A 24,219-nucleotide genomic window follows, 5' to 3' on the forward strand; every position below is an offset into this window, starting at 1 on the left:
GGTACCGAGAGCTCCTCGGATTCAGCCCGCGAGGGACGTCGGTGCGCGGTCGGCGGACTCCTCCGGCGGCGGCTGCAACTGGGCGACCACCTCGGGAGCGCTCGACCCGGTGGCGTCCATCGACTTCTTCACCGTTGCGCCGTAGACGTCGACGTACTCCTGGCCCGACAGCGTCATGATCTCGTACATGATCTCGTCGGTGATGGAGCGCTCGACGAAGCGGTCACCCGACAGGCCCTCGTAGCGGGAGAAGTCCAGCGGCTTGCCGAAGCGCACCTCGACCCGGGGCATCTTCTTCCCGAACGGCAGCGGGCGGCTGGTGTAGATCATCGCGACGGGGATCACCGGGGCGCCGGTCTCCAGCGTCATGCGGGCGACGCCGGTCTTGCCGCGGAAGAGCCGGCCGTCCGGCGACCGGGTGCCCTCCGGGTAGATGCCGAGCACCTTGCCCTCCCGCAGGATGCGCAGACCGGTCAGGATCGCGTCCTCCGCGGCCGAGGCGCTGGACCGGTCGATCGGCACCTGCCCGGCGCCGGAGAAGAACGCCCGCTGGAGCCTGCCCTTGACCCCGGTGCCCGTGAAGTACTCGGCCTTGGCGAGGAAGGTCACCCGGCGCTTGAGCAACAGCGGCATGTGGATCCAGTCGGCGGCGGACAGGTGATTGCTCGCCAGGATCGCCGCGCCCGTCTCCGGCACGTGCTCCGTGCCGTCGGCGCGCGGACGGAAGACGGCGTGGACCACCGGGCCGATCGCGATGAACTTGAGGAACCAGTAGAACAACACGCCTCCCTCGTGAGCTGCCAGACTAAGGAGCCTGACCGCCGAATCACAATCGGCTGCACCGAGTGAGCTACCCGCGCACCAGCCCCAGCCGGTCGGCACCGCCGCCGGAGGCCGAGGAGGACCCCCGTTGTCTGGACCGACCGTGCCCACCGACGTCATGCCCGGCGCCGAGCCGTTCGCCTTCCCCGGAGGCGACGGTCCCGACGGGCGCACCGGCGTGCTGCTGGTCCACGGGTTCACCGGCACCCCCATGAGCATGCGGCCGTGGGGTGAGCACCTCGCGGCCGAGGGCTTCGCCGTCAGCTGTCCGTTGCTGCCCGGCCACGGCACCCGGTGGCAGGACTGCAACACCAGCACCCACGACCAGTGGACGACGGCCGTTAGCGTGGCCTACGACGCCCTCGCCGCCGAGTGCGACCGCGTCTTCGTCGCCGGCCTGTCGATGGGCGGCACGCTGGCCACCCGGCTGGCCCAGGTGCGGCCGGACGACGTCGCCGGGCTGATCCTGGTGAACCCGGCGCTGCTGACCCAGCGCCTGGACGCCAAGCTGCTGCCGATGATCGCCAAGCTCACGGGCAGCTGGGCCCCCATCGCCAGCGACATCAAGAAGCCCGGCATCACCGAGCTGGCCTATCCCAAGCTGCCGACCCGGGCGATGATGCAGCTCCGCACGCTGTGGGCCGCCACCCGCGGCGACCTCGCGAAGGTCACCGCCCCGGTGATCGTCTTCCACAGCGCCGAGGACCACGTCGTCGAGCCGATCAACAGCCAGGTGCTCCTGGACGGGATCTCCAGCACCGACACCACCGAGGTCGTCCTGCGGGACAGCTACCACGTGGCGACCCTGGACAACGACGCCCCGGCGATCTTCGAAGGCTCGGTCGACTGGATCCGAGCCCACGTCCCCTCGGTGCCCCCCGCGGAGAGTCCCGCGGCGGAGACCCGGTGAACGCGCGCCGGGGGCGGCGGGACAACGGGCTGGACGCCCCGCTCTGGAGCCCGTTGCGCGACGTCGACCCCCGGATCGGCGAGCACCTGCTCGACCTGTTGCACGCCGTCGGCATCGCCGCGTACCTGGAGCCCTCCGCGGACGTCGAGCCCTACACGCGGTCGGTGAGCCTGCCCAGCCCGCCGTCGGACCGGCTCTTCGTCGACCGTGCCCGGCGCGCCGAGGCCCGCACCGTCGTCGACGAGCACGTGCCGGCCGCCGCCGAGACCCCGGAGTCGACCGGACCGAAGGACGCGCGGACGGAGCCCGTCCGTGGGCCCGAGCGGGCCGTCGTCCGCCGGAACGTGGACGAGGAGGCCGAGTGGGCGGGCATCGTCGCCGCCTTCGAGGCCGAGCACGGCCGCAACACGGTCGCGGAGCCGCCGTCGGAGGCGCCGCCGCCGACCCCGCACGAGGTGCCGATCCTCGACCGCCCCGACGAGCACTACGAGCCCCCGCCACCCCCGCCGCTGCCGGCCCCCTCCCCCGCCTCGCTGTACGCCGTGCTGCTCGTGGCGCTCGGGGTGCTGCTCCTCGGCGCGCCCGGGGTGCTGCACCTGTCCGCCGACCTCGGCCTGGTCCTGGGCGTGGCCTCGATCGCCGGCGGCGCGGCGATGCTCGTGTCCCGGATGCGGGACAGGTCCGACGACGACGGCGACGACGGCGCGGTGGTGTAGCCGCGCCGAGCCCCTCAGTCGCTCGTCGGGAGACCCTCCGGGCACCCACTGCTCACGACGGCTAGGTTCCGGACCTGTGAACTCTCCAGCCGCTGCGCACTCCGCGACCGTCACCGTGACCGGCCATCTGATGGACACCGGCATCCTCGCCCGCATCATGGACGACGTCCTGGAGTACGGGGGCGACTACCGGATCGAGCGCCTGGACCTGGGCCGCCAGCACGAGGACGAGTCCCGGGCGCTGGTGGAGATCAGTGCCGACGAGTCCGAGCTGCTGGACCGGATCCTCATGCGGGTCCAGGTGCACGGCGCCAACGCCGTCGACCCCGGCACCGCGACCACCCGGTCCGCCCCGGCCGACGGCGTCTTCCCCGACGACTTCTACTCGACGACCAACCTGGAGACCCTCGTCCGGCTCGACCGGGAGTGGTTGCGGGTGCGCCAGCCGGAGATGGACTGCGGCCTCGTCGTCACCGAGGAGGACGGGCGGCCGGTGGTCGACACCGTGCCGGTCAGCGACGTGCGAGCCGGTGACACGGTCGTGTGCGGCGCCCACGGCGTGCGGGTCGAGCTGCCCCCGGTTGCGCCCCGCGGCGAGGAGGACGACTTCGGCTTCATGTCCTCGGCGGTGTCCAGCGAGAAGCCGCAGGCGCTGCTCGTCCGGCAGATCGCGGAGCGCATGCGCGAGGTCAAGGCGGCCGGGCAGAAGGTGCTGTGGGTCGGCGGCCCGGCCGTCGTCCACACGGGCGCGTCCCCGGCGATGGTCCGGCTGGTGCGCGCCGGCTACGTCGACGTCCTGTTCGCCGGCAACGCACTGGCCACGCACGACATCGAGTCGTCGCTGTTCGGCACGTCGCTCGGCGTCGACCTGGCCAAGGGCTCGGGCGTGCCGCACGGCCACGAGCACCACATCCGGGCGATCAACACGATCCGCCGGGAGGGCTCGATCGCGGCGGCGGTGACGTCCGGCGTCCTCACCGGGGGGGTGATGCACGCGATGGTGCAGGCCGGCAAGCCGTTCGTGCTGGTCGGCTCGGTCCGGGACGACGGCCCGCTGCCCGACGTCTACACCGACGTGATCGAGGGCCAGCGGGCGATGCGCGCGGAGCTGCCCAACGTGGGCTTCGCGATCATGGTCGCCACGATGCTGCACTCGATCGCGACCGGGAACATCCTGCCGGCGTCGATCCCCCTGGTGTCGGTGGACATCAACCCGGCCACGGTGACCAAGCTGGCCGACCGTGGCAGCGCGCAGGCGATGGGCATCATCACCGACATCGGCCTCTTCCTGGAGCAGCTGGCCCGCGAGCTCGCCCCGGAGTGAGACGCCTGAAGCGGCATCCTCTCGCGCAACACCAGTACTCGACATGTCGATGTCTCTCGACGGGTACATCGCCGACTCCACGGATTTCCTCGGCGGCGAGAACGGTGAGCGGCTGCACGAGTGGGCGGCGGCCGGCGCAACGGGTCGGGACTTGGCACGTCCGAGGCCTTGAGCACGAGTCGACGGAAGCCGGTGCCGTCCTCGCCGGACGCGGACCGCGGAGCTGATGGACCACCGGGGCGGGAGCCACGACGGGCGCCCGATCGTCGTCCCCAGCCACCGTCCCCCGGACCCCGCCGCGCGGTGGAGCTATCCGCTGGTCACGTACGTGACCTGGCGGTGGCCGACGGCTGTTCGAGGTGTTGCCGTCACTCGTCGAGCTGGACATCGTGCGCGTGCTCGACACACCGATGGCCACCCACATCCGCTACCGCGTCCGTCGCTGAGCCCGGGTTATGCCTCGCCCTCGCTGACGGCGAGGCGGACGAGGTCGGCGGCACCGACGATCCCGGCCTGCGGACCCAGCTCGGCGACGACCACCCGCGGCCCGGGGCGGAACCCGCGGCCGGGCAGTGCCCGCTCCAGCCTCGCCCGGGCGGGGCCCAGCACCATCTCGCCGAGCTTGCTCACCCCGCCACCGATGACCACGACCTCCGGGTCGAGGACGGCCGCCAGGTCGGCGATGCCCTGGCCCAGCCAGATCCCGACCTCGGTGACCAGCTCCAGGGACAGCGGGTCGCCGTCCGCGGCGGCACGGGCGACGTCCTCGCCGGTGAGCCGGTCGGGCTCGCAGTCCACCCGCTCCAGCAGCCGGGCCGCCGCCGCCGGTGACGTGCGGGCGACCTCCCGGGCGGTCTGCCCGAGCGCCGTGCCGCTGGCGTACTGCTCCCAGCAGCCACGGTTGCCGCAGGCGCACAGGCGGCCGTCGGGAACGACGCGCATGTGCCCCCACTCCCCCGCCACCCCGTGGGAGCCGCGGCGCAGCCGGCCGTCGAGGACGATGCCGCCCCCGATGCCGGTGCCGAGCGTGATCATCAGCGCCAGATCGGCGCCACGGGCTGCCCCGTAGCGGTACTCGGCCCAGGCGGCGGCGTCGGCGTCGTTGCCCACCCACAGGGGCCGCTGCAGCCGGGCGGCGAGGTCCTTGCGCAGCGTGGAGTTGCGCCAGGCGAGGTGGGGACTGAAGAGCACGGTGTCGCCGGTCCGGTCGAACCAGCCCGCAGCCCCGACCCCGACGCCCACCAGTTCGCCGTCGTGCCCGGCCGCGAGCTCCTCGACGACGGCGGCGATCGCGTCCTCGGTGTCGGTGACCGAGGCACCCGGGGTCGCCCGGCGTGCGGTCGCCAGGATCGTGCCGTCGGGAGCGACGATCCCGCCGGCCACCTTCGTGCCGCCGATGTCGATGCCGAGTGCGGCCAGCTCCGCCGGCTCCGCGGAGGTCACGCGATGTCGATCTTCTGGACGGCGGGCGGGTCGCCGTCGTCTGTGTCGGCGGTCTCCGCCGGGGCGTCCGGTGCGCTCGCGCCGGCCGCAGCGAAGGTCCGCAGCGCGGTCGCCGTCGCGGTCAGGACGTCGGCGAGGGCCGCGGTCACCTCCGGGCGCTCGCCACGGACCACCGCCGCGACCTGGCAGACGGGGCACCAGAGGCAGTCGGAGGCGTGCTCCGGGGCGGCGGAACCGTCGGCGGGGACGGCGTCGGCGACGCCGGCGCGCAGGGTCTCCAGGAGCCGTCGGCCCTGCTCGATCCAGTCGGTGCCGGGGTTCGTACCGGGGTTCATGATGTCCTTTCCTCTGCGGCGAGGAGGTCGGCGGGCCAGAGCTGCGGGTCGGGCCGGAATCCGACCACGAGGCGGGCGAGCGGCGTGCCCGGGTCGACCAGCCGGCCGCCGGTCACCTCGCAGCGGCGCAGCAGGGCATCGAGCCGGATCGACCGCCGGGCATCCCCGACGCTGACCACCAGGTCGTCGACCCAACGGGTCAGCCGGACCGCCGACCGCTCGGCGAACGGCAGGGGCACGGTCAGCTGCCAGGCCCCGTCGTGCCGCTCCGCGGCGGGTGCCTCGGGCGCGGCCGCCGCCGGGAGCTCGAAGCCGTCGAGCAGGCCGGCGAGGCCGTCGACGTCCTCGGGACCGACGGCGTGCTCCGCGATCCGGTGCAGCGGCGCCACCTCGGCGAGCTCGCGCAGGACGGCGTCCTGCTCGGCCGCCCGTCGGGCGGACCACTCCCCCTGGTCGCCGAGCGGCAGCACGCGGCTGAGCACCGCGCCGGTCGCCAGCCCATGGAGGGCCAGCGTGGTGACCGCCCCCCGGAGGCTCGCGACGTTCGCGCGCCGGGGCTCGGCGACCAGGCAGACGGTGGTCGGGTCGGCCAGTCGATCGCTGTTCAGCAGCTTCTCCACGACGGGCACGGCAGCGAGGGCGGCGTCGACCGGCCCCCGCTTCGCCGCGCCGGCGGCCACGGCAGCCGTCCGGACGGCGCCCAGCGCCCGCATCCCGGGCGGCATCGCCTGGTCCAGCCACCAGCGCAGCGACGACGGCAGCGACACCAGCGCGGCCATCGCCTCGAGCGGACCCGCGTCGAGCACGACGAGATCGGCCTCGGCCCGCGCGAGCTCGGCGAACAGCGCGAGGTCAGCAGTGCCCGGGATCGGGACCACGGAGCTGTCCGGCGGCAGGGTCAGGTGCGGGACGACGGCCCCCACGGCGCCGGCCGTGCCGCCCCAGAGTCGTTCGAAGGAGGCCTGCGCGTCGACGCGGAGGACGTCCAGGCCCTCGACGTCGTCCAGACCCGGAACCCGCGCAGCCTGCCGGGTGAGCAACAGGGTCCGCCGCCCGGCACGGGCGGAGCGGACCGCCGCGGCCGCGGCCAGCGTCGAGGTGCCGGCCCCACCCGGGCCGGTCAGAAGAAGCGTGCGCACCGATGGCCGCCTGTCGACCACTCAGCCCTCGACGCGCTTCTTGAGCTCCTTGAGAGCAGTGTCGAGGATGACCTTCTCCGCTCGGCGCTTCATCATCCCGATCATCGGGATCTTGATGTCGATGCTGATCGTGTAGGTGACCTCGGTGCGACCGCCGGTCTCCTCGAGGGTGTACGAGCCCTCCTGCCGCTTCATCAGCTGGCTCGTGACGAGCGTCCAGGACACCGCGCGGTCGCCGTCCCACTCGTAGGCCAGCTCGTACTCGTCCGAGAAGATCCCCGCGTCGAGCACGAAGTGGACGCGGCTGGCGCGCCCGTCGTCGCCGGTCTCGACGACCTCGACCTTCTTCGCGGCCGACACCCACTGGGGATAGGAGGGGAAGTCGGCGATGACAGCCATGACGTCGGCGGCAGGCGCATCGACGGTGATCGACTGGGTGGACTGGTCTGCCATGGGCAGCAGGCTATCCGTTCCCGGTTGTTCAGCGAGGCGACAGCTGGACACTCTGCTACTCACGGGTAGGTAGTTGCGGCTAGATTTGCCCGAACGACCCCGACCGGGGCCGCGGGCGACGGTGCTCTCGGACGGACGGGGACAGAGAGGACCAGGCGTGCGCGAGTTCAGCGTTCCCGCGACCACCGAGGTCGGCCCCGACGAGGCGCTCCCCGACCTGCTGGCCAAGAACGTGGCCGAGGTCGGCGACCAGACCGGGTTCCGCGTGCAGCGGAACGGCCAGTGGCAGGACGTCACCTGGAAGGAGTTCGGCGACCAGGTCGCCGGGGTCGCCAAGGGACTGATCGCCTCCGGTGTCGCCGCAGGCGACCGCGTCGCCCTGCAGGCCAAGACCCGCTTCGAGTGGGCGGTCATCGACTTCGCGATCTGGACCGTCGGCGCTGCCACGGTGCCGATCTACGAGACCTCCAGCGCCGACCAGGTCGCCTGGATCCTGTCCGACTCCGGGGCGACGGCGGTCATCGTCGAGCGGGACGAGCACGCCTCGGCCGTCGAATCCGTGCGCGACCAGGCGCCCGACCTCAAGTCGGTCTACGTCATCGACGACGGCGCCGTCGACCAGCTCATCGAGGCCGGCAAGGGTGTGCCCGACAGCGAGCTCGAGGCTCGCCGCGCCACCCTGAACGCCGACAGCCTGGCCACCCTGATCTACACGAGTGGGACGACGGGCCGGCCCAAGGGCTGCGAGCTGACCCACGGCAACTTCCTGTTCGAGATCGGCAACGGGATGAGCCTGCTGGGCCGGTTCCTCAACGTCGAGGGCTCGCTCCTGCTCTTCATCCCGCTGGCGCACGTGCTCGCGCGGGTCATCCACGTCGGCGCGGTGAAGACCCGCACCGTGGTGGGCCACACCCCGGACGTGAAGAACCTCGTCGAGGACCTGGGCGAGTTCAAGCCCACGTTCGTCCTCGCCGTCCCACGGGTCTTCGAGAAGGTCTTCAACTCCGCGAAGGGCAAGGCCGAGGGCGACGGCAAGGGCAAGATCTTCGACAAGGCCGCCCAGGTCGCGATCGACTGGTCGCGCGCTCAGGACAAGGGCGGCGCCGGCCTCGCTCTCAAGGCGCAGCACACGCTGTTCGACAAGCTGGTCTACGGCAAGCTCCGCGCCGCACTCGGCGGCCGTTGCCTCGGCGCCATCTCCGGCGGCGCCCCGCTGGGTGACCGGCTCGGTCACTTCTTCCGCGGCATCGGCGTCACCGTCTACGAGGGCTACGGCCTCACCGAGACCACCGCCGCCGCCTCGGTGAACCACGACGAGGGGCTGCGCATCGGCACCGTCGGCCGTCCCCTGCCCGGTGTGGACTTCCGCATCGGCGAGGACGGCGAGGTGCTCATCCGCGGCGGCATCGTGATGCGTGGCTACTGGAAGAACGAGGAAGCCACGAAGGAGGCGATCGACTCCGAGGGCTTCTTCCACACCGGTGACCTCGGTGAGCTCGACAGCGACGGATTCCTGAAGATCACCGGCCGCAAGAAGGAGATCCTGGTGACGGCGGGCGGCAAGAACGTCGCCCCCGCGGTGCTCGAGGACCGCCTCCGCGCCCACCGCCTGGTCAGCCAGTGCATCGTCGTCGGCGATCAGCGGCCGTTCATCGCGGCGCTGATCACCCTCGACGAGGAGGCGCTGCCGCAGTGGCTGGAGTCCAAGGGCAAGCCCAAGGACCAGACCGCCGAGCAGGTCCGGGAGGACCCGGAGCTCTACGCCGAGATCGAGTCGGCGGTGAAGGACGCCAACAAGGCGGTGTCCCAGGCCGAGGCGATCAAGAAGTTCACCATCCTCGGCACGGACTTCACCGAGGACAACGGGATGCTGACGCCGAGCCTGAAGCTCAAGCGCTCCGTCGTCATGAAGGAGTTCGACGCCGACGTCGAGAAGCTCTACGCCCGCTAGCTCCATCCGCTGAGCCCCGTCGCGCACGCCGCGCGGCGGGGCTCAGTGCTGGGCGGCCTCGGGATCCAGCAGCTCGTCGAACGTGGCGGCGATCGTCGTCCAGGACCAGCGCTGCTCCACCCAGCTCCTGCCCGCGGCGCCCATCGCGCGGGCGCGCACCGGGTCGGCCAGCAGTCCGACGATCGCGGCGGCCACGTCCTGGGGCGACCGCGGGTCGACGACGTGCCCGGTGACTCCCTCCTGCACGGCCTCCGGAGCCCCGCCGGAGGTTCCGGCCACGACGGGCCGACCGCAGGCGGCCGCCTCGAGGAAGACCATCCCGAGACCTTCGACGTCGAGGCCGGCGCGACGGGTGCGGCAGGGCATCGCGAACACGTCGCCCGCCGCGTAGTGCGCGGGCAGCTGCTCCCCCGCCACCGGACCGGTGAGGACGACGGACCGCTCCAGGCCCAGTCGCGCCACCGCCCGGCGCAGCGACGTCTCCGCCGGGCCGCCCCCCACGAGGAGCAGCCGGGCGCCGGGATGTGCCTCGAGGACCCGCGGCCATCCCGCGACCAGGACGTCCTGCCCCTTGCGGGCGACCAGCCGGGACACGCACACGACGACCGGCGCGTCCCCGAGGCCGTACCGCTCGCGGACGCCTCCCCCGTCGGCGTCCGGGATGAACCGGTCGACGTCCACCCCGGGCGAGAGCTGGGCCAGCCGGGTGCGGCGGCCCAGAGCAGGCTCGAGCCGGCCGCGGGTGTAGTCGCTGATGTAGGTGAGTACGTCCAGGTCGCCGGCGATCCGCTGCAGCAGCTGCCGGGAGCCGGGCAGGGCCACCCACCCCGTCTCGTGCCCGTGCGTCGCGCCCACCAGGTGCCCGACGCCGGCGACGCGCAGGGCGGGTGCGATCAGCCCCAGCGGTGCCGCGGCTCCGAAGAAGGCGCTGTCGCAGCCGTGCCGTCGGGCGAGATCGATGGCGGCGCGGGCGGTGGCCCACGTCGGCAGCAACATGCCGGTGGGCCGCCGGACGACCGGATACTCCAGCGCGGCGTCGTACTCGGCCGAGCCCGGGGAGTCCGAGGCGAGCACGACGACCGAGTCCGGCGGCCGGCGGGCCAGGAGCGCCGCCACGAAGGTCTGGATCCCGCCCTGTCGCGGAGGGAAGTCGTTCGTGACGACCAGGGTCCGGGTCATGGCCGGTCCAGCCGTTCCCAGTCCCGTGCGAGCACGACCCGCTGCGCCGTCGTCGGGTGCGACCCGAAGAACCACTGCCAGGCCGCTGGCGGGTCGGGATCGGAGAGGTTGGTCGTGGCCAGGAGGCGTTGCATCTCGACGAAGGCGTCAGGGTCCGCGGTCAGATCGAGGGCATGCACGTCGGCGCGGGCCTCGATGTGCCGGGACACCAGGTTCTGGACGGGGGTCGAGACGAGCGTGCCGACGGCCATCAGGAACAGCACGAGCGGAACGATCCTGGGGTCGCCCAGCGACTCCGCCCCCGACCGTCGCCGCAGCGGGCCGATGGACACGAGCCAGCCGAGCGCGGCCACTCCCGCCCCGGCGCCGAGGGCGCCCATCAGCGTCCCGGTCAGGACGTCGTCGGCGGCGACGTGGCCCAGCTCGTGCGCCACGATCGACTCGATCTGGTCGTCGGGCAGCCGGTCGAGCACCGTGTCGTAGACGACGATCCGCCGGGTCGAGCCGAATCCGGAGACGTAGGCGTTGAGCGCCGTCGTCCGTCGGCTCGCATCGGACACCAGCACGTCCTGCACCGGAGTGCCGTTCTCCTCCGCGAGCTCCAGCAGGTCGCTGCGCAGCTGCCCGGGAGGCATCGACTCGAACCGGTTGAAGGCCGGCTCGATCACGACCGGCCACAGGAAGGACCCGACGACGACCAGCGCGGCCGCTCCGACGCCCCCCCACGCCCACCACGTGCGCGGCGCCCGGCGGGCCAGCCAGACCAGGGCCAGCAGCCCGACGGCGGTGAGGGCGGCGTTGATGGCCGTGGAGACGGCGACGTCCCGGAGCCACAGGCCCCAGCCCCGGGTGGAGAGCCCGTAGCGGTGCCGGACCACCTCGCCGTACGCCGCCAGCGGCAGGGTGACCAGCCGGCCGATCACGGCCAGGGACAGCACGCCGAGCAGCACCTGCCAGGCCCATCCCCCACCGAGCGGGGCCGCCACGGCCCGCACCAGCCGGCTCCCGAGGCGGGTGAGCCCGAAGACGGCCGCCACCGCGAGCCCGAGGGCGAGGGAGAACAGCGACGTCGGACGGAGCAGCGCCGCGAAGGATTCGGCCCGGTCCACCTGGTCGGCGGACAGTCCCGCGGTCGGATCGAGGGGGGTGTGGCCCCCGGATGGCACCGGGAGCACCGTCCACGGCGTCCGGACGGCGATGACGACGGCGAGCGCGACGCCGAGGACGAGCGCGGTGACCAGCGCGGCGCGACGGGCTCTGTTCATCGGTGCGCTCGATCCTAGGTAACGGCGAGGGCCGGTGACCCCGGATGGGGTCACCGGCCCTCGCCGGACGTGCGGGTGCGGATCAGCCGGCGATGCGCCGGGCACTGTTGTAGCTGCCCATCGAGTCGAGGCTGGCGACCTTGACCGGCTGGCCCGAGGTCGAGGCGTGGACCATCTGGCCGTTGCCGATGTACATGCCGACGTGGCTGACCGGGCTGTAGAAGAACACCAGGTCACCGGGCTGCAGCTCGCTGCGGGAGACCGCCATCCCCATCTGCGACTGGCTGCTGCTCGAGTGCGGGAGGCTCACCCCCGCCGCGGAGTACGCGTACTGCGTGAGCCCGGAGCAGTCGAACGCGTTCGGTCCGCCGGCGCCCCAGACGTAGGGGTCACCGACCTGGGCCAGCGCGGTGTCGACCGCCTGCTGAGCGGCGGCACTCGGGGCGATGACCCCGCTGGGCACTGCCTGGGTGTCACCGCCGTGGGCAGCGAGCACCTGCTGCTGCTGCGGGGCGGACAGCGCCGCGTACTGGCGCTGGTAGTCGGCGATCTTCGCCTCGAGGGCCGTCTGCTGCGCGGCGATGTCGTCGTAGGACTTCTGCGCCGCGGCCTGGGCGGCCGAGGAAGCCTCCTCCGCCTGCTCCGCCTGGTCGGCGGCGGCCGCGATCTCGACCACCTGCGCGTTCGTGTGGTCGGCGATGGCGTCGAGCGTGCCCAGCTGGTGGACGAACTCATCAGCGGAGGAGCTGGTGAGCATCACGTCCAGGCGGGAGAACCCGTCGCTGGTGTAGGCCGAGCGCGCCAGCTGACGGATCTGGCCGTCGAGGGAGTCGAGCCGCTTCTGGGCTTCGTCCGCGGCCTGGTCGGCACTCGCGACCGCCGCCTGCTGCTTCTCGAGCTGGACCTTCGCCTCGTTGAGCTGCTCGGTGACGACCTCCAGCTGGTGGTTGGCGTCGGCGACCTGCGAGGCCACGTCGGCGGCGTCGCCCGGAGCCGCCGCTGCGGACCCGGGAAGGGCCGTGAGGGTCAGGGCTGCGGCAGCCCCGATCAGCAGACCGGAGCGGACCCGGCCGACGCGACGGGACAGGCGGAGACCGGCTGGAAGATCGGCGGGAGACTGTTCAAGGGCATGCTTCAGTAGGGCGTGCGGGGTCGCCACGAGCGGCGGCTCTCCATTCTTCCTCTGCAACCGCCTACCGAGTTAGCTGACGGGTTCGGGCTGGGAAGACTGGCCCTATCCCCTGCGCACCGGCGAGCCGGCCCTACAGGGAAACTCACCCCAGGACTGCGGTGGGTCCCCGGTTCGCCGTCGGACGCCACGAAGGCGCCGTCGGGCAATTCGGCGGTGCTCGGCCGAGGCCACCCTTCAACGGGCGACGACCACTCGGTCGAGCGGCACGACCCTACGACCGTGATGCTGCTGTGACAAACGGAGGGCCGTGGGACGGGTGTGACCGGCGCCGCTTTGGCCGTCGTCCCTGCTGGTCAGCGGCCCGCCGTCACCCGGCTGTGACCCGGTGCGGACTGGTCCGTCCGCCCGTTCCTAGCCCGTCTGCCGGCCACTTCCCGAGCCCTCCCCGGAGGCACCGCGGTGCCGGAGCGGGGGCACGAGACCGACGTCGGCGAGGGCCCGCACGGCCCGGCGCTCGATCTCGTCGAACTCCACCACGACGCCCGGCGGCGGGACGACGACGTCCTCCGCGGCGGTCTCGGCGTGCGTGTGGACGTCGTCCTCCGGGAAGCCGGTGCGCGCCCGCCCCGCCATCGGGACGACGACCGGGTCGATGCTCTGCCAGCCCGGCGGCGCGCCGAGCAGGACGGTAACGACGCAGTCGGCGCAGCCGGTGCCCCGCGCGGTGCAGGTGTCGCAGTCGATCAGCATGGGATCTCTCCTCCGTGAGTTGTCCGCACGGTAGGAGCGGCCACCGACAATTCCGGGGCCGTCGGGCTCAGGTCCCCGCGTACTCCCAGTGCCACGGCTCCTCGCGCCCGTTGCCGGGCTCGGCCCAGTCGGGATGGAGGAAGCCGAACCGGCCGGCGTTGACCTTCATCCAGTTGTAGGGCGCGGTGTCGTAGTTCTCGATGCCTCCGCAGAGGTCGACCGCCAGCCCCCAGCCGTGGTTGCTGGTGCCGGGCACCGCCGCGAGCGCCGGCTTCTGGCCGTACAACCGGACCTGGCTGGCGTAGGTGCGGTAGGAGTCGGTGATGCAGATCGGCGAGCCGAACGCCGCCGCGAAGGCTCCCGACATGGCCCGGTAGGCCGCCGCGGCATCGCACCGGAGCGAGTGGCCGGCGACGCCGAGGGGGCACATCGCGCTCGGCGGGATGAGCCCGTTGGGATAGCCACCCCACGAGCGGGCGCCGTCGTAGCTCGGCGGGTAGACGGTGTTGCCGCACTCCATGCGGAGGGCGCCGCCGCTCGGGCCCTGCGCCGGGACGGGAGCGCGCTGGTCCAGGCTGGGGCGGCCGATGCCCAGCACCTGGTCGCCGGGGAGGGTGCGCACGACCACCGCACCCGCCCGCGCGTCGGCGGCCAGCATCGTCTTGGGGTCCAGCGCGATGCCGACGTGCCCGAGACCGGCCTCGCCGTTGCCCAGGAAGACGAGGTCGCCCGGGAGGACGTCGGCCGCGTCGACCGGCGTGGTGACGGCGAAGAGGTCGGCCTGGGTCGCCGGCAGGGAGATGCCCGCGGCACCGTAGACCGACTGCACCAGCGATCCGCAGTCCCAGGACTCCGGGCCGGCCGTCCCGGGCGCGTACGGCTTGCCGAGGGCGTTCATCGCCGCACTCACCGCGGCCAGAGTCTCGGCGGGCAGGACGAGCAGGGACATGGGCTGGCGCGGGAGCTGGGCCGCTCCCCGCTGCGCTCCGCCGGTGGCAGACGCGACCGGGACCATGCCCGCGGGGATCCCGGCGGGCGCGTCCTTCAGCTCGGCCGCCGGCGGAGGAACGACCCCGGCCGCGGTCAGCTGGTCGACGTAGCCCTTCCAGTTGGCCGCCGTCCGCGTGTTCACGTCGACCTGCTCCTGCTGCAGCTGGGCCAGTTGCCGGTCGACGTCGCCCAGGGCCGCGTCGAGCTCGTCGGTGACCGCGTCGGCCGCCGCCTCGAGCTCGGCGACCCGGGCCGCGACCTCGTCCTTCTGCGCGCGCGCCTGGTCCAGGGCCGCACTGGCCCGCTGCTGCTGCTCCAGCGCCGCCTGCCGCATGGCCTCGGCCGCGCCGATGACGTCGGCGGCGTGGGCGTCGACGACGTCCAGGAAGCTCATGGCCGACAGGACGTCGCCCGGGTCGCCGCCGGAGAGCAGCAGGGTCAGCGGCGTCAGCGAGCCGCCGTCCCGGTAGAGCGCCGACGCGTAGCTCGCCACCACCTTCTGGTAGCCCGCGAGCTCCCCCTGGGCGTCGTCGAAGACCTGCTGCGCGTCCGCGACCAGCTGCTCGGCCCGTATCAGGGCGTCGCGGGCCGCGACGACCTCGCCCTGCTGGGCCTGCAGCCCGCTCTGCACCTCGGCGGCGCGCTGCTGGAGCTCGTCCAGCGCCCGGCTGTCGAGCACGCCGGAGGTGCCGCCGGGCTGGTCGCTGGGTGCGGCCGCGGCGGGACCGGCGCCGGCCAGCACGAGCGCGACGACCGCCGCGGCGACCACACGCGCCGTCCCTGGGGTGCGCCACGGGGAGCGCGGGAACATCGGACCACCTCTGCGTTCGGGGCGCCCCCTCGACAAGGGCGACCCACCGGCACAGATGGTGTCCTGATCGCCGACGAACCGCCAGGTGAGCGGCGCTGATCCCCCGCCCGGGCGACGACGTGCACCCGTCCGTGCGGCACCGGGCAGCGGCGCGGCATCACAAGAGTGTCATTAGCCCGACCTACCGTCCGATCCGTGCCCCGGCCAACCGCACTCGACCGCTACCAGCAGGTGTCGATCGAGGAGCTCGGCACCCGCCTGGCGGACGTGACGTTCGTCGTGGTCGACCTCGAGACCACCGGCGGATCGCCGAAGGACAGCGCGATCACCGAGATCGGGGCGGTGAAGGTCCGCGGTGGCCAGGTGCTCGGCGAGTTCCAGACCCTGATCGACCCGGGACGGGAGATCCCGCCCTACATCAGCGTGCTGACCGGTATCACCTCGATGATGGTGGCCGCCGCGCCACGCATCGGCACCGTGCTGCCGTCCTTCCTCGAGTTCGCCCGTGGCACGGTGCTGGTCGCCCACAACGCCCCGTTCGACCTCGGCTTCCTCAAGGCCGCCTGCGCGGAGAACGGGCTCGCGTGGCCGCCCACGGCGTCCGTCGACACCGCCGTCCTGGCGCGGCGGCTACTGACCCGCGACGAGGTGCCCAACTGCAAGCTGGCCACCCTCGCGCCCTTCTTCTCCGCCACAACCTCCCCCACCCACCGCGCGCTGGACGACGCCCGCGCGACGGTCGACGTCCTGCACGGCCTGTTCGAGCGGCTGGGGCCGCTGGGCATCACCACGCTGGAGGAGCTGACCTCGCTCACCCGGCAGGTCGACCCCGAGCGCCTGCGCAAGCGGCACCTCGCCGACACCGTCCCGCGCGGCCCCGGGGTCTATCTCTTCCGCGGGCCGCGCGACGAGCCGCTCTACGTCGGGACGTCGAACGACCTGCGCAGCCGGGTGCGCAGCTACTTCTCCGCCGGTGAGCAGCGCAGCCGCATCACCGAGATGGTCGCGCTGTCCCAGCGGGTGGATGCCATCCCCTGCGCGCACGACCTCGAGGCCGCCGTCCGGGAGCTCCGGCTGATCGCCGAGCACAAGCCGCGCTACAACCGCCGCTCCCGCTTCCCCGAGCGCGCGCTGTGGGTGCGCCTGACCGAGGAGCCCTTCCCGCGGTTGTCGGTCGTCCGCCGGGTGCGGCCTGGCACCGGGGTGTTCCTCGGTCCGTTCCCCGACCGCCGGGCCGCCGACGCCGCGATGGCCGCCGTCCACGAGTCCCTGCCCCTGCGCCAGTGCACGACCCGGATCTCCCCGCGGGTGCCGACCTCGGCCTGCGCGCTGGCCGGCATGGGCCGGTGCGGGGCGCCGTGCACCGGCGCGCAGTCGGTCGACGAGTACGCGACGGTCGCCGCCGTGTTCCGGGCGGCGGTCGACCACGACCCCTCCGCGCTCGTGGCGCCGCTCCTCGCCCGCGTGGACCGGCTGGCCGGCGAGGAGCGGTACGAGGACGCCGCGATGCTCCGCGACCGGGTCGCCGTCCTGGTGCGCGCGGTCCGGCGCCGGCAGCGCCTCGCGTCGCTGGCCGCCGTCCCCGAGCTGGCCATCGCGCGCTCCGACGGCGACGGCGGGTGGCACCTGTCCGTCGTCCGCCGGGGCCGGCTGGTCGCCGCAGGCTGCGCTCCGCAGGCCACCTCGGTGCGCTCCACCATCGCGGGGCTGCTGCTGACGGCTGAGACACCGACCGGTCCGGACGACGAACTGGCCGCCTCGGTCGATGAGACCGAACTGATCCTGCGCTGGATGGAGAAGCCGGGGACGCGGCTGGTGGAGGTGACCGGCACGCTGGCCAGCCCCGCACCGGGCACCGGCGCGTTCAGCGCCTTCCTGGCCCGGGTCGAGGCGGGCCGCAGCGGCCGCGACCCGTTCGCCGACGGGCGGTCGCTGGGCACGCGGGCGCGGCCCGAGCGGGTGACGGCCGGAGCGGGTGTTCCGGCGCGCACCCGGCTAGGCTCGCCCGCGTGATCACCGCCATCGTGATGATCGATGCCGCCACCGACTCGATCCCCGAGGTCGCGGCCGCCATCGCCGACCTCGACGGGGTCAGCGAGGTCTACTCCACCGCCGGTGAGGTCGATCTGATCGCCATCGTGCGGGTGCGCGAGTTCGAGCAGGTCGCCGACGTCATCGCCGGCCGCATCAACAAGGTGCCGGGCGTCCTCGAGACCGAGACCCACATCGCCTTCCGCGCCTACTCCCAGCACGACCTGGAAGCGGCCTTCGCGATCGGCTTCGAGACCGCCGACTAGTAGGACGTCAGCGGGCGGACTGGCTGACCTGCACCCAGCGCTCCAGGAGTGCCACGGCCCGGCCGTCGTCGACGGCGGCCGCGGCCCGCGCCATCCCCGCGCCGACCGCGTCGTGCAGCCGGGCCGACCGCTCGTCGAAGGCAGCCAGCGCCGCCCCCGCGTTCAGCAGTACGGCATCGCGGACCGGGCCCTTCTCACCGGCCAGCACCCGCCGGAACACGTCGGCGTTGAAGGCCGGAGAACCACCCCGCAGGTCATCGGGCACCGACGCCGGGATGCCGAGCGCCGCCGGGTCCAGCCGGTCCGGGGTGACCTCGCCGTCGCGGACCACCCACACCGACGAGGTCGTGGCGGTGGTCAGCTCGTCGAGGCCGTCGTCCCCACGGAAGACGAGGGCACGGCCGCCGCGTGCCGCCAGCACGCCGGCCATGACCGGCGCCATCCGGCGGTCGGCGCAGCCGATCGCCGCGGCCACCGGCCGCGCCGGGTTGGTCAGCGGGCCCAGGAAGTTGAAGACGGTGGGGATGCCCATCTCCCGCCGCGGCCCGCCCGCGAAGCGCATGCCCGGGTGGAAGACCGGCGCGAAGAAAAAGCCGATGCCGGCCTCCTGCACGCAGCGGGCGACGCCGGGTGCCGGGAGGTCGATCGCGACGCCCAGTTCCTCGAGCACGTCGGCCGACCCCGAGGACGACGACGCGGCGCGCCCGCCGTGCTTGGCGACCGGCACCCCCGCCGCCGCGGCCACCACCGCCGCCATGGAGGAGATGTTCACGGTGTGCGCGCCGTCGCCGCCGGTGCCGACGATGTCGACGCAGTCCAGCGGGATGTCCACGGGGGTGGCCTGGGCGAGCATCTCCGTCGCCATGCCGGCGACCTCCTCGGCGGACTCCCCCTTCGCGCGGAGGGCGACGGCGAAGGCGGCGACCTGCACCGGCGTGGCCTCGCCGGTCATGACCTCACGCATCGCCCACGAGGTGTCGGCCGAGGTGAGGTCCTGACCGCCGAGCAGCCGGTTGAGCAGGCCCGGCCAGGTCGGGCGGCCTCCGGGCGAGCTCACCGACGGACGACGGGGCGCCGCGCGTGTGCGCGCAGCAGGTCCGCCACCACGGCGGGCGCGGTGAGCGGGTCGATCGGCAGTGGCAGGGTGCCCTCGGCCCGCGACCAGTGCGCCAGCCAGCGGTCGGGCTGGCGGGCGATGAGCACGCACACGGCCGGGCGGTCGGCGACCTCCTCCTCCAGTTGGCGCGCGAGCGCGAGCCCACCGACGGGCTGCGCCTCGCCGTCGAGGATGCACAGATCGATGCCGCCGCGATCCACGGCGGCGATGACCTCGTCGCCGGTTCCGCACTCGATCCAGGTGACCGGGCCGACGTCGGAGGCGGGACGGCGACCCACCGCCGTCCGCACGGCGTCGCGGGTCTGGGACCGGTGGCTGTAGACCAGCACGCTGGCCGGAACGGCGGTGTCGGCGGCGGAGATCACGCGGCGGAGCCTAGTGGCTGCCCGTCCGGATTCCGCGGTAGGCGGCGGTCACGGTAAAGAGCTGATCACTTTGCCGCCACGCCCATCGCACCCGCGGTCGTCGCGACCCCCCGCCGATGCCATGATGACCCTCGTGACAACGGCCCCCGTCGCGAGCAGCACCTTCGACACATCGCGGGTGCACTCCTTGACCCGACCGAACATGGTCAGCGTCGGCACGATCATCTGGCTCTCCAGCGAGCTGATGTTCTTCGCCGGCCTGTTCGCCATGTACTTCACCGCGCGAGCGCGGGCCACCGAAGGGTGGCCGCCGGAGCCGACCGAGCTGAACATCCCGTACGCGGTCGTCTTCACGCTGATCCTGATCGCCTCGTCCGTGACCTGCCAGTTCGGCGTCTTCGCAGCGGAACAGGGCAACGTCTACGGACTGCGGCGCTGGTTCACGATCACCTTCGTGATGGGCCTGGCCTTCGTCCTCGGCCAGGCGAAGCCTTCGTCCTCGGCCAGGCGAACGAGTACCGCGTCCTCGTCACCGAGCACGGCACGACGATCTCGTCGTCGACCTACGGCTCGGTCTTCTACCTGACCACCGGGTTCCACGCGCTGCACGTGATCGGCGGCCTCGTCGCCTTCGTCTACCTGCTCATCAGATCCACGATGGGCCGGTTCACACCGGCCCAGGCAACCTCGGCCATCGTGGTCTCCTACTACTGGCACTTCGTCGACGTCGTGTGGGTCGGGCTCTTCGCCACGATCTACCTGATCCGCTAGGGAACCGGTGTCCACCACGAACCCGCAGTCCGAGGCCACCCCCGACGAGGGTGGCTCCATCGCCGGTGCCCCGGCGCGCCGGGCCCGCGTCCGCCGCCGGTCCAAGCACCGCCGTCGCCTCGCGAACGTCGCCGGCCTCATGACCGCTCTCGTGCTGACCGGCGCCCTGTACTCGGTGTTCGCACCGGCACAGGCCGCCGACGACACCACGGAGTCCGCCGCCGAGGCCGCCGGCCGCGAGCTGTACCAGCGCAGCTGCATCACCTGCCACGGGGCCAACCTCGAGGGCGTGCCCAACCGCGGCCCGTCGCTGATCGGCGTCGGCGAGGCATCGGTCTACTTCCAGGTGCACACCGGCCGCATGCCGCTGGTCCGCCAGGAGGCCGACGCGCAGCGCAAGCCCGCCGTCTTCTCCGACGAGGAGATCGACCAGCTGATGGCCTACGTGCAGGCCAACGGCGGCGGTCCGACGCTCCCCTCCGGCGACCTGCGGGACGGCGACCTGGCCGAGGGCGGCGAGCTGTTCCGCCTCAACTGCGCGTCCTGCCACAACTTCGTCGGCGAGGGCGGCGCGCTGAGCTCCGGCAAGGCCGCACCGAGCCTGCAGGACGCCAACGACCTCGAGATCTACACCGCGATGCTCACGGGCCCGGAGAACATGCCGGTCTTCGGTGACAACCAGCTCACCACCGACGAGAAGCGCGCGATCATCAACTACGTCCAGACCATCAAGCAGCAGGCGGACCCGGGCGGTGCCGGGATCGGCCGCATCGGCCCGGTGAGCGAGGGTCTGGTCATCTGGGTCGTCGGCATCGGCGCCCTGCTGTTCGGCATCTTCTGGATGGGGAGCAAGGCGTGAGCGAGCTTGCGAGTTCACGAGAGGACACAGCAGTTGTGCGCACGCTGACGACGAGCGCCAGCGAGGAGGAAGCGTGAGTACGCGCGACACCCGCCCTGGCTCGACCGGCGGCGCGGACGTCCCCGGTCCGCTCTACGGCGGCCCGGACGACGACTACACCCCCGAGCAGCTGGCGGCGATGAGCCGCGAGGACCTCGACCGGCTGGGTGCCCACTACGACGGCGTGGAGATCCTGCACGTCGACCCGGGCCCCGCTCCTGGCTCGACGATGGAGAAGCGGGCGGTCCGCCAGGTCGGCCTCGTCTTCGCCCTCGCCGGCGTCTTCGCGTTCCTCTTCGTGGTCGTCTACGTCGGCTCGGGCTGGTTCCTCCCCGACTGGCACTGGCAGATCACCGAGAACGGGTGGAGTGCCCTCTTCACCCCGCTGCTGGGTCTGACCATGGGTCTCGCGATGGGCCTGGTCGGTATCGGGCTGGTGCTCTTCACGAAGAAGCTGCTGCCCCACGAGACCGCGGTGCAGGACAAGCACGACGGCTCGCACTTCGACCGGGTCACGGCCGGCGCGACGCTGGTCGGCGGCTTCCACAACAGTGGGCTGGCCCGCCGCAAGCTGATCACCCGGTCCCTCGGCTTCATGGCCGCCGGGCTCGGGCTGATGCTGATCATGCCGCTCGGTGGCCTGATCAAGAACCCGAACAAGGGCAACCCGCTGGGCACGACCGAATGGGCCAAGGGCGTGCGCCTCGTCCGCAACGACGGCACCCCGATCCGCCCCGGTGACCAGCAGCCCGGCTCGCTGGAGACCGTCTTCCCGGCGGTCCCCGGCGGCAACCGGCAGGCCGACGCCGCCACGATGCTCATCCGGCTGCGCCCGGAGCAAGTCGAGTCGCTGACGCCGCGTCAGGGCCAGGCCGACTTCGCGTTCGGCGAGTACGTGGCCTACTCCAAGATCTGCACCCACGCCGGCTGCCCGGTGTCGCTGTACGAGCAGGAGACCAGCCGCATCCTGTGCCCCTGCCACCAGTCGCAGTTCGACGTCACACAGGGCGCCAAGCCGGTCTTCGGCCCGGCCACACGGCCGCTCCCGCAGCTGCCTCTCGAACTCGACGACGAGGGCTACTTCGTCGCCAGCAGTGACTACATTGAGGCCGTAGGCCCTACCTATTGGAACCGGGAGCGCATCTGATGGCCGCTCGGACCGCCACCGCACCGGGAACCCCGACCACCAAGCTGGGCAAGACCGCCTACGAGCTCGACGACCGGATCATCGTCGCTCCGTGGCTCCGCCGGACGCTGAACAAGGTCTACCCCGACCACTGGTCGTTCCTGCTCGGGGAGATCGCGCTCTACTCGTTCATCATCCTGCTGCTGTCGGGCACCTACCTGACCTTCTTCTTCGACGCGTCGATGCGCGAGGTCGTCTACAACGGCTCGTACGCACCGCTGCGCGGGGTCGAGATGTCGGCCGCGTACGACTCGGCGCTGGCGCTGTCCTTCGACGTCCGCGGCGGCCTCTTCATGCGGCAGCTGCACCACTGGGCCGCGCTGCTGTTCGTCGCGTCGATCGTCGTGCACCTGCTGCGCATCTTCTTCACCGGCGCCTTCCGCCGCCCGCGGGAGACCAACTGGATCATCGGCGTCGTCATGCTGGTCCTCGCCCTGCTCATGGGCGTCACCGGCTACTCGCTGCCGGACGACCTGCTGTCGGGCACGGGCCTGCGCATCATCAGCGCGATCCTGCTGTCGGTCCCGGTGATCGGGACGTGGGCGCACTTCGCCGTCTTCAACGGTGACTTCGTCGGCGAGCAGATCATCGGGCGCTTCTACATCGTCCACGTCCTGCTGATCCCGGCGATCCTGCTGGCGCTGATCGGGCTGCACCTGCTGATCCTGGTGAAGCAGAAGCACACCCAGTTCCCGGGCGCCGGCCGCACCGAGCACAACGTCGTCGGCAACCGGCTCTTCCCGACCTTCGCTGCCAAGGCCACGGGCCTGGTCTTCGTGGTCTTCGGGGTGTGTGCGCTGCTCGGTGGCCTCGTGCAGATCAACCCGATCTGGCTGTGGGGTCCGTACAACCCGGCGCAGGTGTCCTCGGCGTCCCAGCCGGACTGGTACATCGGGTTCCTCGACGGCTCGACCCGTCTGTTCCCGCCGTGGGACATCAACCTGCCCGGCGACTACACGATCCCGGCGCTCTTCTGGCCGACGGTCGTCATCGCCGGCGCCATGTTCACGGTCCTGGCGCTCTACCCGATCATCGAGCGCAAGCTCACCGGCGACACCGCCTCGCACCACCTGCTGCAGCGTCCCCGGGACGTCCCGGTCCGGACGTCGCTCGGTGCGATGGCCCTGGCGTTCTACGTGTGGCTGTGGATGTCGGGCGGCAACGACGTCATCGCCGACAAGTTCGACATCAGCCTGAACGCGATGACGTGGGTGGGCCGCATCGGCATCGTCGTGGTGCCGCCGGTCGTGTACCTGCTCACCTACCGCATCTGCCTGGGTCTGCAGCAGCACGACCGCGAGGTGCTCGAGCACGGCATCGAGACCGGCGTCATCCGGCGGCTCCCGAGCGGTGAGTTCATCGAGGTCCACCAGCCCCTGGGCCCGGTCGACTCGCACGGTCATGGCACGCTCGCCTACGGCGGTGCGCCGGTGCCCAAGCGGATGAACCACATCGGCGGTGCCCGTCGGGCCATCCGCGGGTTCTTCAAGCCGGTCGAGGAGCCCTCGCAGGTCGAGATCGAGCAGCGCGGCGAGGGCCGTGGTCTGGCGCCCGGCGAGAGCGACCGCGAGCTCACGTCGTCCGGACGTCCGGTCGACGGTGGCCGGCCGCAGGAGCCGCGCGACTGACCGAGCACGACAGCACGGCAGCAGGGCCCCGGTGGATTCCACCGGGGCCCTGCTGCACGTCGGGGGTGCCCCCCTGCCGGTGGTCCGCACAGTCCGCACAGTCGGCCACCCGCTCCTGGCCGCGCTACCGGGGCGTGTCGGACGCGCTCCCGGGGTCCTGCCGGAGTCCACCAGCGACGAGGAACACCCCAGGAGCCTCGTACGGGCCGAACGGCCGGGACCCCCACCCAACGCCAGAGGGCCCCGTCCGCGTTGGCGGACGGGGCCCTCTGGACCGAGGTGAGGAGCTCAGCTCTGGGTGGCGTTCTGCCCCACGTAGTACTCGAAGAGCAGGCCGCCGATCGTGATGAGCAGCGCGACACCGGCGATGACGATGAACCACGAGTACCAGAACGCGAGCGCGAGGCCCATCATCGCGGCGGAGAGCGCCAGGGCGAAGGGCCAGTAGCTGCCGGGGCTGAAGAAGCCCAGCTCGCCGGCGCCGTCGGCGATCTCGGCGTCCTTCCGGTCCTCGGGGCGCGCGTCGATGCGCCGGGAGACGAACCAGAAGAAGCCGCCGATCAGGCCGGTGAGGCCGGCGGAGAGCACCAGGGCCGTCGTCCCGACGGGCTCGCGGGCCCACAGGCCGTAGACAACGGCGGCCGCAACGCAGAAGACCGCGATGATGCCGAAAATGAGCGACTCGACCTTCACGGTCGCGCCTCCTCGTACGTCGGAACGATCAGGTACTGGACGGT

At 72.5% G+C, this 24,219-nt stretch carries 24 protein-coding genes and 1 riboswitch; of the genes, 11 read left to right on the forward strand and 13 right to left on the reverse strand.

The genetic code is table 11. The annotated features are described in order from the left end of the window. Nucleotides 1-21: 21 nt before the first annotated feature. Nucleotides 22-783 carry a lysophospholipid acyltransferase family protein gene (locus E4P38_RS06565; RefSeq protein WP_245160843.1) on the reverse strand — a complete coding sequence of 254 codons (762 nt, stop codon included), beginning with the start codon at nucleotides 781-783 and terminating at the stop codon, nucleotides 22-24. Nucleotides 784-925: 142 nt separating this feature from the next. Here E4P38_RS06565 and E4P38_RS06570 point away from each other — a divergent pair, with 142 nt between their 5' ends. From E4P38_RS06570 to E4P38_RS06580, 3 genes are all read left to right on the forward strand, one after another. Beyond that, nucleotides 926-1,732 (forward strand): alpha/beta fold hydrolase, encoded by an 807-nt coding sequence (locus E4P38_RS06570; protein WP_245160844.1) that lies wholly within the window; start codon nucleotides 926-928, stop codon nucleotides 1,730-1,732. Next, on the forward strand, nucleotides 1,729-2,448 hold the full coding sequence (locus E4P38_RS06575; protein ID WP_135130976.1) for a hypothetical protein: 720 nt from the start codon (nucleotides 1,729-1,731) through the stop codon (nucleotides 2,446-2,448). Before E4P38_RS06570 ends, E4P38_RS06575 begins: the two co-directional genes overlap by 4 nt. Nucleotides 2,449-2,524: 76 nt before the next feature. Beyond that, nucleotides 2,525-3,772, forward strand: coding sequence for a TIGR00300 family protein (locus tag E4P38_RS06580; RefSeq protein WP_245160845.1), 1,248 nt, complete (start codon nucleotides 2,525-2,527; stop codon nucleotides 3,770-3,772). Nucleotides 3,773-4,225: 453 nt separating this feature from the next. Here the strand turns inward: E4P38_RS06580 and E4P38_RS06590 are convergent, their stop codons facing one another. Genes E4P38_RS06590 through E4P38_RS06605 form a run of 4 tightly spaced genes read right to left on the reverse strand, consistent with a single transcriptional unit; the run spans nucleotide 4,226 to nucleotide 7,142 of the window. Then, the gene (locus tag E4P38_RS06590) at nucleotides 4,226-5,215 is read right to left on the reverse strand and encodes an ROK family glucokinase (protein ID WP_135130977.1); all 990 of its coding nucleotides are present in this window, start codon (nucleotides 5,213-5,215) and stop codon (nucleotides 4,226-4,228) included. After that, on the reverse strand, nucleotides 5,212-5,550 hold the full coding sequence (locus E4P38_RS06595; protein WP_135130978.1) for a hypothetical protein: 339 nt from the start codon (nucleotides 5,548-5,550) through the stop codon (nucleotides 5,212-5,214). The genes E4P38_RS06590 and E4P38_RS06595 overlap by 4 nt, the downstream gene beginning before the upstream one ends. Then, nucleotides 5,547-6,689, reverse strand: coding sequence for an ArsA-related P-loop ATPase (locus tag E4P38_RS06600; RefSeq protein ID WP_135130979.1), 1,143 nt, complete (start codon nucleotides 6,687-6,689; stop codon nucleotides 5,547-5,549). Before E4P38_RS06600 ends, E4P38_RS06595 begins: the two co-directional genes overlap by 4 nt. A gap of 21 nt (nucleotides 6,690-6,710) precedes the next feature. Beyond that, nucleotides 6,711-7,142 carry an SRPBCC family protein gene (locus E4P38_RS06605; protein WP_135130980.1) on the reverse strand — a complete coding sequence of 144 codons (432 nt, stop codon included), beginning with the start codon at nucleotides 7,140-7,142 and terminating at the stop codon, nucleotides 6,711-6,713. Nucleotides 7,143-7,299: 157 nt separating this feature from the next. Between E4P38_RS06605 and E4P38_RS06610 the strand changes: the two genes are divergently transcribed. Next, nucleotides 7,300-9,093, forward strand: coding sequence for a long-chain fatty acid--CoA ligase (locus E4P38_RS06610; RefSeq protein WP_135130981.1), 1,794 nt, complete (start codon nucleotides 7,300-7,302; stop codon nucleotides 9,091-9,093). Between the two features lie 42 nt (nucleotides 9,094-9,135). Here the strand turns inward: E4P38_RS06610 and E4P38_RS06615 are convergent, their stop codons facing one another. The 5 genes from E4P38_RS06615 to E4P38_RS06635 form a co-directional block, all read right to left on the reverse strand. Then, nucleotides 9,136-10,272: a glycosyltransferase family 4 protein gene (locus tag E4P38_RS06615; protein WP_135130982.1), complete on the reverse strand. Its 1,137-nt coding sequence runs from the start codon at nucleotides 10,270-10,272 to the stop codon at nucleotides 9,136-9,138. Further along, on the reverse strand, nucleotides 10,269-11,537 hold the full coding sequence (locus E4P38_RS06620; protein ID WP_135130983.1) for a M48 family metallopeptidase: 1,269 nt from the start codon (nucleotides 11,535-11,537) through the stop codon (nucleotides 10,269-10,271). The genes E4P38_RS06615 and E4P38_RS06620 overlap by 4 nt, the downstream gene beginning before the upstream one ends. Before the next feature lie 82 nt (nucleotides 11,538-11,619). Next, a complete protein-coding gene (locus E4P38_RS06625; RefSeq protein WP_245160846.1) occupies nucleotides 11,620-12,510 on the reverse strand; it encodes a C40 family peptidase in 891 nt (296 codons plus the stop codon). A 201-nt stretch (nucleotides 12,511-12,711) separates the two neighbouring features. Further along, a riboswitch (cyclic di-AMP (ydaO/yuaA leader) is annotated at nucleotides 12,712-12,892 on the reverse strand. Nucleotides 12,893-13,080: 188 nt separating this feature from the next. Next, nucleotides 13,081-13,419: a hypothetical protein gene (locus E4P38_RS06630; RefSeq protein WP_135130985.1), complete on the reverse strand. Its 339-nt coding sequence runs from the start codon at nucleotides 13,417-13,419 to the stop codon at nucleotides 13,081-13,083. Nucleotides 13,420-13,486: 67 nt separating this feature from the next. Continuing rightward, nucleotides 13,487-15,220 (reverse strand): D-alanyl-D-alanine carboxypeptidase family protein, encoded by a 1,734-nt coding sequence (locus E4P38_RS06635; protein WP_135130986.1) that lies wholly within the window; start codon nucleotides 15,218-15,220, stop codon nucleotides 13,487-13,489. A gap of 195 nt (nucleotides 15,221-15,415) precedes the next feature. On the opposite strand from E4P38_RS06635, the gene E4P38_RS06640 reads away from it, so the two are divergent. Next, nucleotides 15,416-17,233 carry a DEDD exonuclease domain-containing protein gene (locus E4P38_RS06640; protein WP_135130987.1) on the forward strand — a complete coding sequence of 606 codons (1,818 nt, stop codon included), beginning with the start codon at nucleotides 15,416-15,418 and terminating at the stop codon, nucleotides 17,231-17,233. Next, nucleotides 17,230-17,517, forward strand: coding sequence for an Lrp/AsnC ligand binding domain-containing protein (locus E4P38_RS06645; RefSeq protein ID WP_135130988.1), 288 nt, complete (start codon nucleotides 17,230-17,232; stop codon nucleotides 17,515-17,517). The genes E4P38_RS06640 and E4P38_RS06645 overlap by 4 nt, the downstream gene beginning before the upstream one ends. 7 nt (nucleotides 17,518-17,524) lie before the next feature. Here E4P38_RS06645 and trpD read toward each other — a convergent pair whose 3' ends face one another. Beyond that, the gene (gene trpD, locus E4P38_RS06650; RefSeq protein ID WP_135130989.1) at nucleotides 17,525-18,574 is read right to left on the reverse strand and encodes an anthranilate phosphoribosyltransferase; all 1,050 of its coding nucleotides are present in this window, start codon (nucleotides 18,572-18,574) and stop codon (nucleotides 17,525-17,527) included. Continuing rightward, a complete protein-coding gene (locus E4P38_RS06655; RefSeq protein WP_135130990.1) occupies nucleotides 18,571-18,999 on the reverse strand; it encodes a hypothetical protein in 429 nt (142 codons plus the stop codon). The genes trpD and E4P38_RS06655 overlap by 4 nt, the downstream gene beginning before the upstream one ends. 133 nt (nucleotides 19,000-19,132) lie before the next feature. Here E4P38_RS06655 and E4P38_RS23800 point away from each other — a divergent pair, with 133 nt between their 5' ends. The 5 genes from E4P38_RS23800 to E4P38_RS06675 all read left to right on the forward strand — a co-directional run bounded on the left by E4P38_RS23800 (nucleotide 19,133) and on the right by E4P38_RS06675 (nucleotide 23,482). Continuing rightward, nucleotides 19,133-19,585: a cytochrome c oxidase subunit 3 gene (locus E4P38_RS23800; RefSeq protein ID WP_280791053.1), complete on the forward strand. Its 453-nt coding sequence runs from the start codon at nucleotides 19,133-19,135 to the stop codon at nucleotides 19,583-19,585. After that, entirely contained in the window at nucleotides 19,549-19,770 is a 222-nt protein-coding gene (locus E4P38_RS23805; RefSeq protein ID WP_280791063.1) for a cytochrome c oxidase subunit 3, read from the forward strand. The genes E4P38_RS23800 and E4P38_RS23805 overlap by 37 nt, the downstream gene beginning before the upstream one ends. 7 nt (nucleotides 19,771-19,777) lie before the next feature. Then, complete coding sequence (locus E4P38_RS23810) at nucleotides 19,778-20,629, forward strand: cytochrome c (RefSeq protein WP_135130991.1); 852 nt, start codon at nucleotides 19,778-19,780, stop codon at nucleotides 20,627-20,629. A gap of 73 nt (nucleotides 20,630-20,702) precedes the next feature. Next, nucleotides 20,703-21,815: a Rieske 2Fe-2S domain-containing protein gene (locus E4P38_RS06670; protein ID WP_135130992.1), complete on the forward strand. Its 1,113-nt coding sequence runs from the start codon at nucleotides 20,703-20,705 to the stop codon at nucleotides 21,813-21,815. Continuing rightward, a complete protein-coding gene (locus tag E4P38_RS06675; protein ID WP_135130993.1) occupies nucleotides 21,815-23,482 on the forward strand; it encodes a ubiquinol-cytochrome c reductase cytochrome b subunit in 1,668 nt (555 codons plus the stop codon). Before E4P38_RS06670 ends, E4P38_RS06675 begins: the two co-directional genes overlap by 1 nt. 288 nt (nucleotides 23,483-23,770) lie before the next feature. Here the strand turns inward: E4P38_RS06675 and E4P38_RS06680 are convergent, their stop codons facing one another. After that, nucleotides 23,771-24,175, reverse strand: coding sequence for a cytochrome c oxidase subunit 4 (locus tag E4P38_RS06680; protein ID WP_135130994.1), 405 nt, complete (start codon nucleotides 24,173-24,175; stop codon nucleotides 23,771-23,773). Nucleotides 24,176-24,219 lie beyond the last annotated feature (44 nt).

This window comes from Blastococcus sp. CT_GayMR16 (assembly GCF_004570875.1).
Taxonomy (GTDB): Bacteria; Actinomycetota; Actinomycetes; order Mycobacteriales; family Geodermatophilaceae; genus Blastococcus_B.